At 60.8% G+C, this 16,020-nt stretch carries 13 protein-coding genes and 3 tRNA genes; 10 read left to right on the forward strand and 6 right to left on the reverse strand.

The annotated features are described in order from the left end of the window. Positions 1 to 51: 51 nt before the first annotated feature. The 6 genes from clpX (at position 52) to DyAD56_RS10140 (ending at position 6,810) form a co-directional block, all read left to right on the forward strand. Positions 52 to 1,347, forward strand: coding sequence for an ATP-dependent Clp protease ATP-binding subunit ClpX (clpX, locus tag DyAD56_RS10115; RefSeq protein WP_102302648.1), 1,296 nt, complete (start codon positions 52 to 54; stop codon positions 1,345 to 1,347). 173 nt (positions 1,348 to 1,520) lie between these two features. Continuing rightward, positions 1,521 to 4,037, forward strand: coding sequence for an endopeptidase La (gene lon, locus DyAD56_RS10120; RefSeq protein WP_102302649.1), 2,517 nt, complete (start codon positions 1,521 to 1,523; stop codon positions 4,035 to 4,037). A 325-nt stretch (positions 4,038 to 4,362) separates the two neighbouring features. Continuing rightward, positions 4,363 to 4,635, forward strand: a complete 273-nt coding sequence (locus DyAD56_RS10125) for an HU family DNA-binding protein (RefSeq protein ID WP_102302650.1) — start codon at positions 4,363 to 4,365, stop codon at positions 4,633 to 4,635. Between the two features lie 20 nt (positions 4,636 to 4,655). Further along, positions 4,656 to 4,730, forward strand: a tRNA-Val gene (locus DyAD56_RS10130). Between the two features lie 9 nt (positions 4,731 to 4,739). Then, a tRNA-Asp gene (locus tag DyAD56_RS10135) sits at positions 4,740 to 4,816 on the forward strand. A gap of 89 nt (positions 4,817 to 4,905) precedes the next feature. Further along, a complete protein-coding gene (locus DyAD56_RS10140) occupies positions 4,906 to 6,810 on the forward strand; it encodes a SurA N-terminal domain-containing protein (protein WP_102302651.1) in 1,905 nt (634 codons plus the stop codon). Between the two features lie 91 nt (positions 6,811 to 6,901). On the opposite strand, the gene DyAD56_RS10145 is transcribed toward DyAD56_RS10140, so the two are convergent. Beyond that, the gene (locus DyAD56_RS10145) at positions 6,902 to 7,912 is read right to left on the reverse strand and encodes a LysM peptidoglycan-binding domain-containing protein (protein ID WP_102302652.1); all 1,011 of its coding nucleotides are present in this window, start codon (positions 7,910 to 7,912) and stop codon (positions 6,902 to 6,904) included. A 221-nt stretch (positions 7,913 to 8,133) separates the two neighbouring features. After that, entirely contained in the window at positions 8,134 to 8,898 is a 765-nt protein-coding gene (gene gloB, locus DyAD56_RS10150; RefSeq protein ID WP_102302653.1) for a hydroxyacylglutathione hydrolase, read from the reverse strand. Positions 8,899 to 9,124: 226 nt separating this feature from the next. Here gloB and DyAD56_RS10155 point away from each other — a divergent pair, with 226 nt between their 5' ends. From DyAD56_RS10155 to dnaQ, 3 genes are read left to right on the forward strand one after another with little or no spacing between them, the layout of a single operon-like run. Further along, positions 9,125 to 9,808 (forward strand): methyltransferase domain-containing protein, encoded by a 684-nt coding sequence (locus DyAD56_RS10155; RefSeq protein WP_102302654.1) that lies wholly within the window; start codon positions 9,125 to 9,127, stop codon positions 9,806 to 9,808. 24 nt (positions 9,809 to 9,832) lie between these two features. Then, a complete protein-coding gene (rnhA, locus tag DyAD56_RS10160; RefSeq protein WP_102302655.1) occupies positions 9,833 to 10,276 on the forward strand; it encodes a ribonuclease HI in 444 nt (147 codons plus the stop codon). Then, positions 10,273 to 10,995, forward strand: a complete 723-nt coding sequence (gene dnaQ, locus DyAD56_RS10165) for a DNA polymerase III subunit epsilon (RefSeq protein WP_102302656.1) — start codon at positions 10,273 to 10,275, stop codon at positions 10,993 to 10,995. Before rnhA ends, dnaQ begins: the two co-directional genes overlap by 4 nt. Before the next feature lie 15 nt (positions 10,996 to 11,010). Here dnaQ and DyAD56_RS10170 read toward each other — a convergent pair whose 3' ends face one another. The 3 genes from DyAD56_RS10170 to lepB all read right to left on the reverse strand — a co-directional run bounded on the left by DyAD56_RS10170 (position 11,011) and on the right by lepB (position 12,895). After that, on the reverse strand, positions 11,011 to 11,712 hold the full coding sequence (locus DyAD56_RS10170; RefSeq protein ID WP_102302657.1) for a protein phosphatase 2C domain-containing protein: 702 nt from the start codon (positions 11,710 to 11,712) through the stop codon (positions 11,011 to 11,013). A gap of 324 nt (positions 11,713 to 12,036) precedes the next feature. Further along, positions 12,037 to 12,126, reverse strand: a tRNA-Ser gene (locus DyAD56_RS10175). Positions 12,127 to 12,220: 94 nt separating this feature from the next. Beyond that, a complete protein-coding gene (lepB, locus tag DyAD56_RS10180) occupies positions 12,221 to 12,895 on the reverse strand; it encodes a signal peptidase I (protein WP_102302658.1) in 675 nt (224 codons plus the stop codon). Positions 12,896 to 13,040: 145 nt separating this feature from the next. On the opposite strand from lepB, the gene DyAD56_RS10185 reads away from it, so the two are divergent. Beyond that, complete coding sequence (locus tag DyAD56_RS10185; protein WP_158241308.1) at positions 13,041 to 13,466, forward strand: nuclear transport factor 2 family protein; 426 nt, start codon at positions 13,041 to 13,043, stop codon at positions 13,464 to 13,466. 62 nt (positions 13,467 to 13,528) lie between these two features. On the opposite strand, the gene ppsA is transcribed toward DyAD56_RS10185, so the two are convergent. Then, the gene (gene ppsA / locus DyAD56_RS10190; RefSeq protein WP_102302659.1) at positions 13,529 to 15,901 is read right to left on the reverse strand and encodes a phosphoenolpyruvate synthase; all 2,373 of its coding nucleotides are present in this window, start codon (positions 15,899 to 15,901) and stop codon (positions 13,529 to 13,531) included. Positions 15,902 to 16,020: the final 119 nt, after the last annotated feature.

Raw genomic sequence — 16,020 nt, forward strand, 5'->3', positions numbered from 1 at the left:
GAACGCTGTGCTATTCTCAAACCGCAATCGATTTACTAGCAGGATCCAGGCATGAGCGACGACCGGCAGGGCCGTTCCAACGACAGCGGCAAGATTCTCTACTGCTCCTTCTGCGGCAAGAGCCAGCATGAAGTGCGCAAGCTGATCGCGGGTCCGTCCGTGTTCATTTGCGACGAATGCGTAGAGCTGTGCAACGACATCATCCGCGAAGAGCTGGAAGAGAAGGCTGCCTCCGGGCGTAGCCAGCTGCCCAAGCCGCGCGAGATCATGGAGACGCTCGACCAGTACGTGGTCGGTCAGACGCGAGCAAAGAAGGCGCTCGCGGTGGCCGTGTACAACCACTACAAGCGTATGGAGTCGCGTCAGAAGAGCGATGACATCGAGCTCGGCAAGTCCAACATCCTCCTGATTGGCCCGACCGGCTCGGGCAAGACGCTGCTGGCCGAAACGCTTGCGCGCCTGCTGAACGTGCCGTTCACCATCGCCGACGCTACCACCCTGACCGAAGCCGGTTACGTGGGCGAGGATGTGGAAAACATCATTCAGAAGCTGCTGCAGAAGTGCGACTACGACGTCGACAAGGCGCAGTCGGGCATCGTGTATATCGACGAAATCGACAAGATTTCCCGCAAGAGCGAGAACCCGTCGATCACTCGCGACGTGTCCGGCGAAGGCGTGCAGCAGGCGCTGCTCAAGCTCATCGAGGGCACGCTTGCCTCGGTGCCGCCGCAGGGCGGTCGCAAGCATCCGCAGCAGGAATTTCTGCAGGTCGACACCAAGAACATCCTGTTTATCTGCGGTGGTGCATTCGCGGGTCTCGAGAAGGTGATCCAGCAGCGTTCCGATACTGTGGGCATCGGCTTCTCGGCCGAGGTCCGCAGCAAGGAGCGGAAGGAAAACCTGGGCAAACTGCTGTCGGAGGTCGAGCCGTCGGATCTGGTGCGTTACGGCCTGATTCCCGAATTCGTCGGTCGTCTGCCGGTGGTGGCTACGCTCGATGAGCTCGATGAGCCCGCGCTGGTGAAGATCCTCACCGAGCCCAAGAACGCCGTCACCAAGCAGTTCAAGAAGCTGTTCGAGATGGAAGGCGTGGAGTTGGAATTCCGCCCGGAGGCTCTGCAGGCTATCGCTCGCAAGGCCCTGAAGCGCAAGACTGGCGCTCGCGGCCTGCGCACCATTCTCGAGCAAGTGTTGCTGGACACCATGTACGAGCTGCCGTCGCTGGAGCACGTCAGCAAGGTCGTGGTGGACGATGCTGTCATCGAGGGCCAGGCCGAGCCGTACCTGATCTATCGCGGCAACCTCAAGCAGCCGCGTGCGGCAGGCGAGGGCGGCGACGCCGCCTGAGCAGTTCAAGCGCAACAAGTGACTTGAATGGCCCTGGCAGAAATGCCAGGGCCATTTTGTTTGCGTGGTGGTTCATGCACTTGAGTGCATGCCTCCGAGCCACCACTTGACGTACAGATGCACCCGGCGCAGTGTCGGTGCAAAGACGATTTCATCACGAGAGATTCTCTTCGATGGCAAAGACCGCCCCCAACCCCCAAGTCACCGGAGCCACGCTGGACGCACTGCCAGTCTTGCCGCTGCGTGACGTGGTGGTGTATCCCCACATGGTCATTCCGTTGTTCGTCGGCCGCGACAAGTCCATGCGTGCGCTGGAGCGCGCGATGGAGGGCGAGCGCCAGATCTTGCTGGTCGCACAAAAGAGCCCGGACATCGACGATCCCAAGATCAGCGACCTGCACGAAATCGGCACGCTGGCCGGCGTGCTTCAGTTACTGAAGTTGCCCGATGGCACCGTGAAGGTGCTGGTCGAAGGCCAGTCGCGCGTGGCCATCGAGAACTACGACGAAGAGGGCGGCATGCTGACCGCCACGTCGCGCGTCATTGAGCCGGTCTACAGTGCAAAAGAGCGCGAGCTCGACGTGGTGTCACGCACGCTGGTGTCGTTGTTCGAGCAGCTGGTCAAGCAGAGCCGCAAGCTGCCGCCAGAAGTGCTGGCAACACTGTCCGGTATCGATGATCCGTCACGCGTGGCCGACTCCATTGCGGCGCACTTGTCCGTACGCATGGCCGACAAGCAGAGGGTGCTGGAAACGGCCGATGTGGGTCAGCGTCTCGAGTTGCTGATCGGGCTTGTCGATGGTGAGATGGACCTGCAGCAGGTGGAAAAGCGCATCCGCGGCCGAGTGAAGTCGCAGATGGAGAAAAGCCAGCGCGAGTACTACCTCAACGAACAGATGAAGGCCATCCAGAAGGAGCTCGGTGAGAGCGAGGACGGCCCGAACGAAATTGAAGATCTGCAGACGAAGATCGAAGCGGCAGGCATGCCCAAGCCCGTGCTGGCCAAGGCGCGTCAGGAGTTTGGCAAGCTGCGTCAGATGTCACCCATGTCTGCCGAAGCCACGGTGGTGCGTAACTACCTTGACTGGCTGGTGGGTGTGCCGTGGAAGAAAAAGAGCAAGGTCCGCAAAGATCTCCAGCTCGCGCAGGAAGTGTTGGATGCCGATCACTTTGGCCTGGAGAAGGTCAAGGAGCGCATCCTCGAATACTTGGCGGTGCAGCAGCGTGTGAACACCATGCGTGGTCCCATCCTGTGCCTGGTCGGTCCGCCGGGTGTGGGTAAGACCTCGCTCGGGCAGTCGATCGCCAAGGCGACTAACCGCAAATTCGTTCGCATGAGCCTGGGTGGCGTGCGCGATGAAGCCGAGATCCGTGGTCATCGCCGTACCTACATCGGCTCCATGCCGGGCCGCATCGTGCAAAACCTGAATAAGGTGGGCTCGAAGAACCCGCTGTTTGTGTTGGACGAGATCGACAAAATGTCGATGGACTTCCGTGGCGACCCGTCCTCGGCGCTGCTTGAGGTGCTTGATCCTGAGCAGAACCACGCATTCAACGATCACTATCTGGAAGTCGACCTGGATCTTTCCGAGGTCATGTGGGTCGCTACGGCGAACTCGCTGAACATTCCCGGTCCGCTGCTGGATCGCATGGAAGTCATTCGCATCCCGGGTTACACCGAAGATGAGAAGCTCAATATCGCTCAGAAGTATCTGCTGACCAAACAGTTGAAGGCCAATGGCCTGAAGCCGGAAGAGCTGAGCGTGGACGAAAGTGCCGTGCGCGACATCGTGCGTTACTACACGCGCGAATCGGGCGTGCGCAACCTCGAGCGCGAAGTGTCCAAGATCTGCCGCAAGGTGGTGAAGGAGTTGACGCTGGGGCAGGTCAAGAAGGCGGCTTCGAAGGAGGTGGCGAAGAAGTCGGCCACAGCCGTAAAGACGGCCAAATCGAAGGCTAAGGCACCTGGTCGCGTGATGGTGAACTCAGAGAATCTCGAGCATTACCTGGGCGTGCGTCGTTTCGACTTCGGTCGCAAGGAATTGCAGAACGAAGTGGGCCTGGTGACGGGTCTGGCTTGGACCCAGGTGGGCGGCGACCTGCTCAGCATCGAAGCCTCGGTGGTTCCTGGTAAGGGGCGCCTGGTGCATACGGGTCAGCTCGGCGACGTTATGAAGGAATCGATCCAGGCCGCCTTGTCAGTGGTGCGCGCGCGCGCTGAGCGCCTGGGTATTGAGGCGGACTTCCATGAGAAGTACGACATCCACATCCACGTGCCGGAGGGTGCTACGCCGAAGGATGGACCGAGCGCGGGCATTGCCATGTGCACGGCCCTGGTGTCGGCGCTGACCAAGGTGCCGGTACGCTCCGAGGTTGCCATGACGGGTGAGATCACCCTGCGCGGACGTGTATTGCCGATCGGTGGTCTCAAAGAGAAGCTGCTAGCGGCTCACCGCGGCGGCATCACCACGGTGATCATTCCTGACGAAAACAAGAAGGATCTGGCGGACATCCCAGAGAACATCACAGCGTCGCTGGATATCCATCCGGTGCGCTGGATCGACGAGGTGTTGGATATCGTGCTGGAGCGTCCGCTGCAGCCGCGTCAGGCTGCCGACGGCGATAAGCCGAAGGTCGATGCACCAAGAGAGGAGTCGCAGGACCAGGAGTCCTACACGCGGCCTCACTGAGTTGTGATGGAAGTCAGCGAAAACGGGCGGTTGACCGCCCGTTTTCGTATCTGGATCACATGGGCGAATGCTGTTGTCGCTTAGCGTTTCACTACGTACTTTGCAAGCATTCGAAATGATGCTGAACCGTGCGAAGCCTTGGTATTCCTTGTCATTGCGGACCCTAGGGGCCACTGGTATAAAGGCGGCACCGCAGCCTGACGCCAAGCAAGGTGCGCAGTGATGCGGGATTGCTTGGTGATGTCCCGGTGCCTAGTCTCGAGGCGACGTCGCCTGGTCCCAGAATGACCACGCGGGCTGCATAACCGTTTAAGGGAGTGTCTCAATGAATAAAACCGATCTGATCAATGCCATCGCCGAGAAGGCTGAACTCACCAAGGCTGACGCCGGCCGTGCTCTCGAAGCGTTCTTCGAGACCGTGCAGAAGGCGCTGAAGAAGGGTGAGGACGTGTCGGTGGTCGGCTTTGGCACCTTCACTGTGCGCAAGCGCGCCGCCCGTACCGGTCGCAATCCGCGCACCAACGAGACGATCAAGATCAAGGCCTCGAAGGTTCCGGCGTTCAAGGCTGGCAAGACCCTCAAGGATGCCCTAAACTAAGCGACTACTTGCTTAGTTTCGGGTGCTTAGCTCAGCGGTAGAGCGTCGCCCTTACAAGGCGAGGGTCGTAGGTTCGATCCCTACAGCACCCACCAGTAACATGCGGAGCGGTAGTTCAGTCGGTTAGAATGCTGGCCTGTCACGCCGGAGGTCGCGGGTTCGAGTCCCGTCCGCTCCGCCACAGTTCGCAAGGGCGCCCGTGTGGCGCCCTTGCCATTTGAGTACCCCGCACTTTAGTGCACCGAACAACGAAAGCCCGGGAACATTTCCATGCTGCAGGCATTGCGTAACAAGCTTCACGGATGGCCTTCCATTGTTATTCTGGGCATTTGTGTGTTCGCTATTTCGTTCTTCGGCATCGAGTCGTATTTCGCCTCGCATACCGACACTTACGTGGCAATGGTCGGCAAGCACGAGATCAGTCAGCGCGATTTCCAGGAACGCATGAATGATGCGCGTCGCGACGCCATGGCGCGGATGGGCGATCAGTTCGATGCCGCAGAGTTCGAGAAGCCGGAAACCAAGCGCCAGATCCTGGATCAGCTGATCAATGAGCAACTGCTCCGTCAGGCCAATGACGACCTCGGCATGAAGGTGTCCGGAGCCGAGTTGCGCGATCGTATTGCCAGCCAGCAGGCGTTCCAGGTCAACGGTCAGTTCGATCCGGCCACATACCGCGCCATCTTGGCTGCGCAAAACATGACGCCGGCGATGTTTGAGAGCAGCCAGCGTGCTTCGCTTGAGCCGGGCCTGCTGCCACGCGCGATCATCGCCAGCACAGTCATCACTGACACCGACATGGATCGCTATCTCGGCCTGTTGTACCAGCGCCGTGACTTGCGTTGGTTTGCCGTACCGCGCCCGACGCTGACGGACACCGAAGTCACGGACGCTCAGCTTGATGCCTATTACAAGGCGCATCAGGCCGACTTCATGAATCCGGAGCAGGTCTCGCTGAAGTACATTGAGGTGAATGGCGCCGATCTGAAGATCGATGCGCAGCCGAGCGAGGACGACCTGAAGAAGCGCTACGAAGACCAGAAGCAGCGCTTCGTACAGCCCGAGCAGCGACTGGTGTCGCATATCCTCGTCAATGTTCCGAAGAACGCGACGCCGGACCAGCAGAAGGCTGCGCTTGCCAAGGCGGAGAAGATCGCTGGCGAAGCGACGCCAGAGAATTTCGCCAAGCTCGCGGCGGAGGACTCGGAGGACCTGGGTTCCAAGCGCTCCGGCGGTGACCTGGGCTGGCTGGAAAAGGGCGTGACGAATGCGGCGTTCGACTCCGCGTTGTTCTCGCTGCAGAAGGGCCAGATCTCCAAGCCCGTGTTGTCCGACGAGGGCTACCACGTGTTGTGGCTGCGCGACGTGCGTAGCGGCGACGCGAAGCCGTTTGCGGAAGTGCGCGATCAGATTGCCAAGGATTACCTGTCGACCGAGCGCGATCGTCAGTACAACGAACTTGCCGGCAAGTTGACCGACCAGACTTACCAGAACCCGTCGACGCTCGATCCTGCTGCTCAGGAGCTGAAGCTACCGATCAAGACGACCGATCTGTTCTCCCGCAAGGGAGGCGAGGGCATTCCCGCCAATCCGAAGCTGGTCCAGGCGGCGTTCTCTGACGATGTCCTCACGCAGGGCAACAATTCGGGTCTGATCGACCTGGGTCAGGACCATGCTGTGGTTGTGCGCGTCGACAAGCACGTGCCAACCGCTGCGCGTCCGTTGGCCGAAGTAAAGGACGACGTGCGCAAGAAGATCCTCGACGAGCGCACTGCTGCCGAAGAGCAGAGGCATGCTGATGCATTGCTGGCCCGTCTGCAGAAGGGTGATGACATGCAGGCAGTGGCATCCTCTGTCGGCGCATCCGCGCAGACCGTGGCTGACGCCGTGCGTATGCAGCAGGGCGTGGCGCCGGAAGTGCTTGAGCAGGCGTTCCTGCTGCCGCACCCTGCAGCTGGCAAGGCGCAGTTTGCCCGTGTCGCCATGCATGATGGCAACTACGCTCTGGTTGCCGTGGATAAGGTGCAGGAAGGTGACCTGAGCAAGATCACCCCGGATCAGCGCAGCGCGCTGCGCGACCAGATGTCCCAGGCTTACGGCATTCTCGCCACGCAGGGCTTTCTCGATGCACTGAAGGCCAAGACGGAAATCAAGATTGCAGCGGATCGCATGTAAGCGCGGCCATCAACGATCAAAAAGAAGGGCGACCACTTGGTCGCCCTTCTTTTTGATGTGAGCAGGAACGGGTACCGCTCCGACGACAAGATCAGCTCGGAGCGCTGACCCTGAGCACTTGCCCCGGCTTGACGCCAGGCCCTTGCAAGTGATTCCAGAGTTCCAGCTGCTTGATGTCCACCGAATATTTGTGGGCGATGGACCACAGGCTTTCGCCGGACTTCACAGTGTGGGTGCGTTTGTTGGATGCGTCGCCATCGTTGTTATCGGCGGCGCTCAGTGCTGCCCCGAGTGGTGGAAGCGTCGCCGTACCGGGCACACTTTGTGCGCCGCTGCTGCCTTCCGCCAACAGCGAGCTCCGGAATTGCTGGACCTTGTTGCTGGGGAGTAGCAGATATGGAGATGCGTTCTTATCCACCACGCCGTTGCGGAAGGCGGCGTTCATGTCTTTCAGCTCGTCTGTCGACATGCCTGCGTGGCTAGCAGCTCGGGCAATCGGCATGGAATTGTCAACGCTCACGGTCACCAGGCGCTGCTCCGAAGGCAGGGTGGGTAGACTCACGTTGAAGCGTCCAGGGTCGCGAATGACGCAGGCGATGGCCAACAACTTGACCAGGTGCTCTCGTGTCACCGGTTTGACCGGCATCTTGGGGATCACGGGCTCGTCTGGCGGCGCGCCGTGCTGGCTGACGACGCGCTTGATGCCGAATTCGCCGGCGTTAAAGGCGTAGTCAACGAGGCGCCAGTCACCCAGGTCATCGTGGTACCGGCTAAGCAACGCCATGATGGCGTCGGTGGCGGCAGGGACGTCCATGCGGCCATCGAAATTCTTGTCGACACGAATGCCCATGGCATTGGCGGTCTGCGGCATGATCTGCCACATTCCGGCTGGCATTCCCTTGCTGCCTGCAATGGGGCGGTATTGGCTTTCGACCCAGGGAATCAGTGCGAACTCACCCGCCACATGGTGGCGTGCAGCCACTTGCTGGACATAGGCGATTCGCGGTGCGGCGGCGGCAATCTGGCTTTCGAAGCGATCTGGATTGCTGGTGTAGCGACGCGCCCATGTCGTGATGTTCGGGTCGGCATCGCAATCAGCCATAGCGAAGTTGCTTCGCAGGTTTTGCCAGATATTGCCATCGTCTGCTGCATTAGCAGGAGCGGATGAGACTTCTGGGTGCGATGCAGTCGAGTGTGATGCATCTTGTTGCGGTACTGGTAAAGGTGTGGGCGGTTGCGCCGGCCTCTGTGCTGGGCCAGAGGCGCACGCCGCCAGGAAGATGGACGTCGCCAGGGGAAGAGGGCGTAAGTGTCGAGTCGTTTTCATCCGGTGAATACGTCCTTGTTGGCTCGCAATGCGGCAAAACGCGCGATGCGATCGCCATCCACGCCTTGCTGTCGGCTCCAGGCGATAACCGCTTCGCTATCTGTACGCAGAAACGGGTTGGTAGCCTGCTCCATGGAAAGCGCCACCGGCAGGCTGGGCTGGTTGTCCGCGCGCAACGCGGAAACCTCTTGTTGGCGTGCTGCGAGCGAGGGGTTTGCTGGTTCTATCGTCTGCGCGAAGCGACCGTTGGCGGCGGTGTACTCGTGCGCACAACAGACCAGTGTGTTGCCCGGTAACAACGCCATGCGGTCGAGTGAGGCCAGCATCTGTGCGGGCGTGCCTTCGAACAACCGCCCACAGCCCATGCTGAAAAGCGTGTCGCCGCAAAGCAGGACACCTTCGCCGGTATAGGCGATGTGCGTGGTGGTGTGTCCGGGCACTGCGATGACGTTGAAGGTCGCGGAAGGTGTTGCCAACTGCACTACGTCAGCGTCGCCCACGCGATGCGTTGCCCGAGCGATGCGTTCGTCGTGAGGGGCGTAGACGGGCACATCGTGGCGAGACAGCAGCTCATCCACGCCGCCAATATGGTCATGATGATGATGGGTCAGCAGGACGGCGCGCAGCCGTAGGCGGCGCAGCGTAAGCGCTTCCTCGACAGGACTGGCGTCACCCGGGTCGACGACGATGGCGTTTCCTTCCTCGTCGTGGAGCAACCAGATGTAGTTGTCGGCAAGCGCCGGTAGCGGTACGACGTGCAAGGAGTCGTCCTCCGGGGTTTCGTATCGACTGACGCAGGCCCTCTCCCTGGCTTGCGCGAAGTGGCAGACTATAAAGCCCTAATGTGGCTCACTCGTTAGTGAGACGTTAATGGGCTGTAGGGGTATTCAGACTTGTGGTGTCAGCCAGTCTTGTGGTGTCGACCAGAGCACGTTGTGGGCGGCCTCCCGTTACACTGTCGATATCGTGACGACCGGTCGGCCTTTCATGTCTCAGCGTGACCAAGACATCTACAGCAGCGCCCCGTTGCGCAACCTGTTGGCCGAGGAAACGATCGCCTTGGCTCCGGGGTTGCAGCGATGCAGCGGGCCCCACGCGCTCCTCGTGAGTGCGGCCGCGGGCGATGCACCGCCGGTGTTGCCTTTGCTGGGGAACTGGACGCGTCTGAACGTGGCATCTCAGCGCTACGGTGGCGATGTGAAGGCTCGGATGGATGAGCCGCTTCCCTTCGTTGACGACGCGTTCGACTTGGTGCTGCTCCGGCATGCGCTGGAGGTATCCGCGACGCCGCAGGAGATGCTCGAGGAGGCCTCGCGCGTGCTGGCGCCGGGCGGAGTGCTTGCGTTGACCGGGCTTCATCCCTTCAGTGGCTGGTTGCCATGGATGATGTGGCGCACGCGCGGAAACGCACCGACGATGCATTCGCCGCTGTTGCTGGAGCGATGGGTGCGCCGACGGGAGTTGGATATCGAACGCATCGAGCGCGTCGGGAGCCTGTGGCCAAGCAGTCGCGTGGGCATGGATACTGCTCACGCGTTTGGCGGAGGCTACCTTCTGATTGCGCGCAAGCGACGCCGCATGGCGACGCCCATACGATTGAAACCCAAGACCTTGCCAGCCACGGTCAACGTGAGTCTGGCGCCGGGTGCCCGACGCAACGCGGCATCCTGATTTTTCTATGTATCGATGGTGACAATGACTGAAGTACAAGCTTTTACCGATGGTGCTTGCCTGGGCAATCCAGGGCCAGGTGGCTGGGCAGCGCTGCTGCGTGCAAAGGGCACCGAGCGCATGCTCTCAGGGGGTGAGCCGGCTACCACCAATAATCGAATGGAACTGATGGCAGCGATCGGCGCGCTTGAGGCGTTGACGCGCCCATGCAATGTCGCCCTTACCACCGATTCGCGTTACGTCATGCAGGGTATCGAGGAATGGGTGCCTAAATGGCGTGCAAACGGCTGGAAGACGGCCGACAAGAAGCCCGTAAAGAATCAGGATCTGTGGGAGCGCCTTTCCAGTGCAACGCAGATGCACCAGGTGCGCTGGCATTGGGTGCGTGGCCATAACGGTCATGTGGAAAACGAGCGTGTGGATGTGGCAGCGCGTGAGCAGGCCGAGCTATTCAGGAGCAAGGCATGAGGCAGATTGTGCTTGATACCGAGACCACGGGTCTCGAAGTTCGTCAGGGCCATCGCCTGATCGAAATCGCCTGCGTGGAGATGATCGAGCGCCGTCCCTCCGGGCGTCACTACCAGACCTACCTGAATCCCGATCGTGCCATCGACGAGGGTGCTCGTCAGGTTACGGGTATCGAGGATGAGTTCCTGCTGGACAAGCCGCGTTTCGCGGACGTGGTGGAGGAGTTCCTTGCCTTCATCGATGGCGCAGAAGTGATCATCCATAACGCGGCGTTCGACGTGGGCTTCATCAACGGTGAGCTGGCGCGGTTGGGTGAATCGTTCGGCCGCCTGGAAGACCGTTGCAGCGTGCTCGATACGCTGATGATGGCGCGCGAGCGCTATCCAGGCCAGCGCAACAGCCTCGATGCGCTCTGTAAGCGCCTGGGCGTCGACAATTCAGCGCGCGATCTGCATGGCGGCCTGATCGATGCGCAGTTGTTGGCGGATGTCTATATCGCAATGACATCCGGCCAGGTCGTGCTCGATCTGGGTTTTGAAGGCGCGCAGGAGCGAGGCGCTGCCGTGACGCTTGCACCGGTGGTGCTCGATCGTCGTCCTCGAGTGCTGCGTGCGGATGCCGACGAAAGCACGGTCCACGAAAAGCGGCTTGATGCGCTGGACAAGAGTGCAGGTGGCGCGTCGGTGTGGCGCCGCGAAGGCGCAGCTGTCATCAACTGAGGTCGTTGGCTCGCCTCAGTTGATGCGGGCCAGGATCACCGTGACGTTGTCGCTGCCGCCGCCGTCAAGCGCGGCGAGCAGCAAGTGCTCCACGCTTTCCTGGGCGGAAAGCTCCTGTCGGGACACGATGCTTGCGATGGCGGCATCACCTACCTCTTCGGTGAGTCCGTCGCTGCAGAGCAGAAAGCACATCCCATGCTCGAGCTTTCCTCGTGCCATCCCGATATGCAATTGCTCGGCGGCAGTGATCCCCAGTGCCTGGGTGATCACGTTACGATGCGGGTGGCGTGCTGCCTGTGTTGCATCGAGCGTTCCCGCTTCCACCAGCTCCTGCACGAGCGAATGATCGTGACTGACCTGGCGCAATGCTTTTTGCCAGAGATAAACGCGGCTGTCGCCCACCCACACCACTTCGTAGCTGTCTGCATGCAGGCGTAGCGCAGCGATAGTTGTACCCATCGGACGTGCATCACGAAAGCCACGGCTGTGCTGGATCAGGCGCTCGTCGGCCGCGCGTACGGCCTCTACGAGACTGTGCCCGCGGGTGACAAGGTCGGCAACGGCATCACGAACCAGCGCAGCGGCTACCTCGCCATGCTGATGGCCGCCCATCCCGTCGGCGACAAGAAACAGGCCAAGCGAGGCATCGGCGTAGTAAGTGTCTTCATTGCGCGTACGACGCAAGCCGACGTGTGTTCCGTGTCCAAACTCGATCATGGGATGCCTGGTGTGGCGACGCGATACGAGCATGACGGATAGGGGATGAATGCGTAAAGAAGAAAAGGGCGGGAAGGGGTTTTTAAACAGCTTTGGTGCATCGGGCGGGCGTTACTGCTGGAAAAGCGAGACGCCTTACTTGTGGGGTCGGGTGGGATTGTCGGGTCCATCCGTGGACCCGACCCCTTCGCGCTTGCGCGCTACGGGGCCAGCCTGCGGCTGTCCAAAATTGCTCCCGGCAATTTTGTCGAACCCGAGTGGGTTCTCACCCAGCCGTCACCACTAGAAAAACAAAACGCCCCACACGGGGGCGTTTTGTTTTTTTGGCGGAGAGGGTGGGATTCGAACCCACGGTACGCTTACACGTACGCCTGATTTCGAGTCAGGTACATTCGACCACTCTGCCACCTCTCCAAAGATGGTGCGTGTGGTCCACGCGAGCCGGTAATTCTATGTGGTGAGGCGGGCACTGGCAATGGGGGAAGGCAATTTTCTTGCTGCTTTCTGGTTAGTGCAGTGTGGCGCCCCAGCGATCGCTGCGGGGTAGGTAATGGTTGTCTGGGTCAAGGGACAGGGCGACCCGTGTGGCTCGGCCGGTGATCTCCTTGCGCGGGAAGAAGCCGAAATAGCGCGAATCGGCGCTGTGATCCCTGTCGTCTCCCAGCAATAGGTATTGATTGGCGGGCACGGTGACGGGGCCGAAATCGTTGGTGTGGCCCTGGGCGGCGAGCGACCAGCGGACGGCGTGCTGCATGGCCCCGGTATCTTCGATGGCATAGATGGCCGGATCTTCCCGGTCGGCATGGATGCCGCTGACCTGGATGGGGCGATAGCCCGCAGCCTTGCCGTTCACGTATAGGTGGTTCTGCACCAGTGCGATTTGGTCGCCGGGCACGCCAATGACGCGCTTAACCAGGCGCTCATCAGCCGTTTTCGAGTCCAGCACGACGATGTCGCCTCGTTGCGGATCGGCACGATGCAAGAGCGAGACGTGGGTGAAGGGGAGGCGAATGTCGTAGGCCGCCTTGTCGACAACGATGCGGTCACCGATTTCGATGGTCGGTTGCATAGAGCCGGTCGGAACGACATTCCAGTCTGCAATCGCACTCCGGAACACGAACATGCAGAGCATGAACGTGAGGAAGCCTTTGTTGTTCGCCAACAGCCTCGTCAGTCTTTGCATGGGTAGTCTCCGCCAGGGTCCGTATCAGGTGGACCCTGCGGGTGATGCAAAGGTTCCGTTGGGCGGAAAAGAGCAAGAGACGGCACGCACCATGGGCTGCAGGCGTGGAGACTGCGGTTACCCCAATCCTGCCGAGGAGATCCTCATGAACCTGGCGAGCACCATGCTCTTTGCCGTAGCCATGACCGCGACGAGCGGTGCGGCGCCAAGGCCCGAATCGGTCGTGCTGGCGATGTTCGGCGCTTTCAATCGGCACGATGCCGATGGACTGGCGCACCTCTATGCGAGCGATGCCCAGCTAGCTTCCTCGGATTTCTGCCATCCCAGGCGAGGGCGGCCAGAGGTGGGAAGGACCTATCGCGAGCTTTTTGCGGAGTTTCCCGATATACATGACGAGATCGAGCAGATGGTTGCGCAGGATGACCGAGTGGCGGTGCGCTTTGTAGCAAGAAGTAGCGAGGGAGCGCGCTCACTGAATCTGCCCATATCCACCTTCCTCGTTGTGAGACAGGGTGAAATCCGTTCTGACGTCAGCACGTTTGATACCGGCGGACGGCCCTGTACGCATTGACCGTGCGAGCAAGAAAAAGGGCGGTGTCGCCACCGCCCTTCGTGTTACGCGTGTGGCAAAGCTCAGGCTGTCTTGCGCTTGGCGAGGCGCAACCAGGTGTCCACGACCGTATCAGGGTTAAGCGATACAGACTCGATGCCCTGATCCATCAGCCACTCAGCCAGGTCAGGGTGATCGGACGGCCCCTGGCCGCAGATGCCGATGTACTTGCCCTTTTCGCGAGCAGTCTTGATGGCGAGCGCAAGCAGCTTCTTCACCGCAGGGTCGCGTTCGTCGAACAGGTTGGCGACGATGCTCGAATCGCGATCCAGACCCAGCGTGAGCTGGGTCAGGTCGTTGGAGCCGATGGAGAAGCCGTCGAAGATGTCGAGGAACTCATCGGCGAGCAGTGCATTGGACGGCACCTCGCACATCATGATGACCTTCAGGTCGTGCTCGCGCTGCTTGAGGCCGTTCTTGGCCAGCACCTCAATGACCTTGCGGCCTTCGCTCAGCGTGCGCACAAACGGAATCATGACCCAGATGTTGTCCAGGCCCATCACCTCGCGCACGCGCTTGACCGCCTTGCACTCCAGGCCAAACGACTCAGCGAAACCCGGGTCGACGTAACGGCTTGCGCCGCGGTAGCCGATCATCGGGTTCTCTTCATGCGGCTCGTAGCGCGAGCCCCCGATGAGGCCGGCGTATTCGTTCGACTTGAAGTCAGACAGGCGTACGATCACCGGCTTCGGATACACCGAAGCGGCGATGGTGGCGATGCCTTCCGCGAGGCGATCGACATAGAACGATACCGGGTCGGCGTAGCCGGCCATGCGCTCGTCGATCTTCCTCTTGGTCTCGGCATCCTGCTTGGCGTACTCCAGCAGCGCCTTCGGATGCACGCCGATGTGGCTGGCAATGATCATTTCTAGGCGGGCCAGGCCGATACCGGCGTTCGGCAGCATGCCGAAATCGAACGCGCGCTCGGGGTTGGCCACGTTCATCATGATCTTGAGCGGCGCTTCGGGCATGTCGCCGAGGTCGGCGGTCACGCGGTCGAACTTCAGCAGGCCCTCGTAGATCATGCCGGTGTCGCCCTCGGCGCAGGACACGGTGACTTCCGCGCCGTCCGGAATCAGCTCTAACGCATTGCCCGTGCCCACCACGGCGGGCACACCCAATTCACGAGCGATGATTGCGGCGTGGCAGGTACGGCCGCCGCGATTGGTGACGATGGCGGCGGCACGCTTCATCACTGGTTCCCAATCGGGATCGGTCATGTCGGCGATCAATACATCGCCTGTCTGCACCTTGCTCATATCCGCAAGCGAGCGGATGACGCGCGCTTTGCCGGAACCGATCTTCTGGCCGATGGCGCGGCCTTCAGCAAGCACTTTGCCCTTTTCGTTGAGGTGGAAACGCTCCAACTGCGTGGCATGCGCGCGCGACTTCACTGTTTCCGGGCGGGCCTGCACGATGTAGAGCTTGCCGGTGTTGCCGTCCTTCGCCCACTCGATGTCCATCGGGCGGTCGTAATGCTTCTCGATGATCAGCGCCTGCTTGGATAGTTCCTGCACGTCTTCATCGGTGATGCAGAACTTGTTGCGCAGTTCGGCGGGCGTCTCTTCGATACGCACGCGCTCGCCGGGCTTGTTCGAATACACCATGCGCTGCTGCTTGGCGCCGAGGCTGCGTCGCAGCACAGCCGGCTTGCCAGCCTTCAAGGTGGGCTTGAACACGTAGAACTCGTCGGGATTCACGGCACCCTGCACGACCATTTCGCCGAGGCCGTACGAGCCGGTGACGAACACCACGTCGCGGAAACCCGACTCCGTGTCCAGAGTGAACAGCACGCCGGAGGCGCCCACGTCCGAGCGCACCATCAGCTGCACGCCTGCGGAGAGGAATACGTCCTCGTGCTTGAAGCCCTGATGCACGCGATAGGCGATGGCGCGGTCGTTGTAGAGGGAGGCGAAGACTTCCTTCACCTTATGCAGCACATCTTCGATGCCGACCACGTTGAGGAAGGTTTCCTGCTGGCCGGCGAACGAGGCGTCGGGCAGATCTTCGGCGGTGGCGGACGATCGTACGGCTACCGCGATATTCTCGGCGCCAGCGTCCTTGCAGAGCTTGGCATAGGCGTCGCGGATGGCCTTGTCCAGATCCGTCGGCAGCGGCGTCTCGGTAACCCATTCGCGAATCTCTTTGCCGGCAGCCGTCAGGGCCATCACGTCATCGACGTCGAGCGAGGCCAGCCGTTCCTGGATGCGCTTGGCCACGCCACTTTTGTCGAGGTATTCCTGGAACGCGTCGGCGGTGGTTGCAAAACCACCCGGCACTGACACGCCGAGCTGGGCTAGATTGCCAATCATCTCGCCGAGCGACGCATTCTTGCCGCCAACCTTGCCCAGGTCGGTCATGCGCAGCGTGTCGAGCCAAAGCACCAGATCGTTCAAGGGAGTCTCCTCGAGAGCTCGTAGGGTTTCAAAGACGGTCGTAGCTCCGTTTCGGCAAGAAATCGGGCTACAAAGAACTGGTATTGTCCGCTGCCGATGGTGCGCAGCACAAGAAGACC

This window comes from Dyella sp. AD56, from assembly GCF_002878475.1.
Taxonomy (GTDB): Bacteria; Pseudomonadota; Gammaproteobacteria; order Xanthomonadales; family Rhodanobacteraceae; genus Dyella.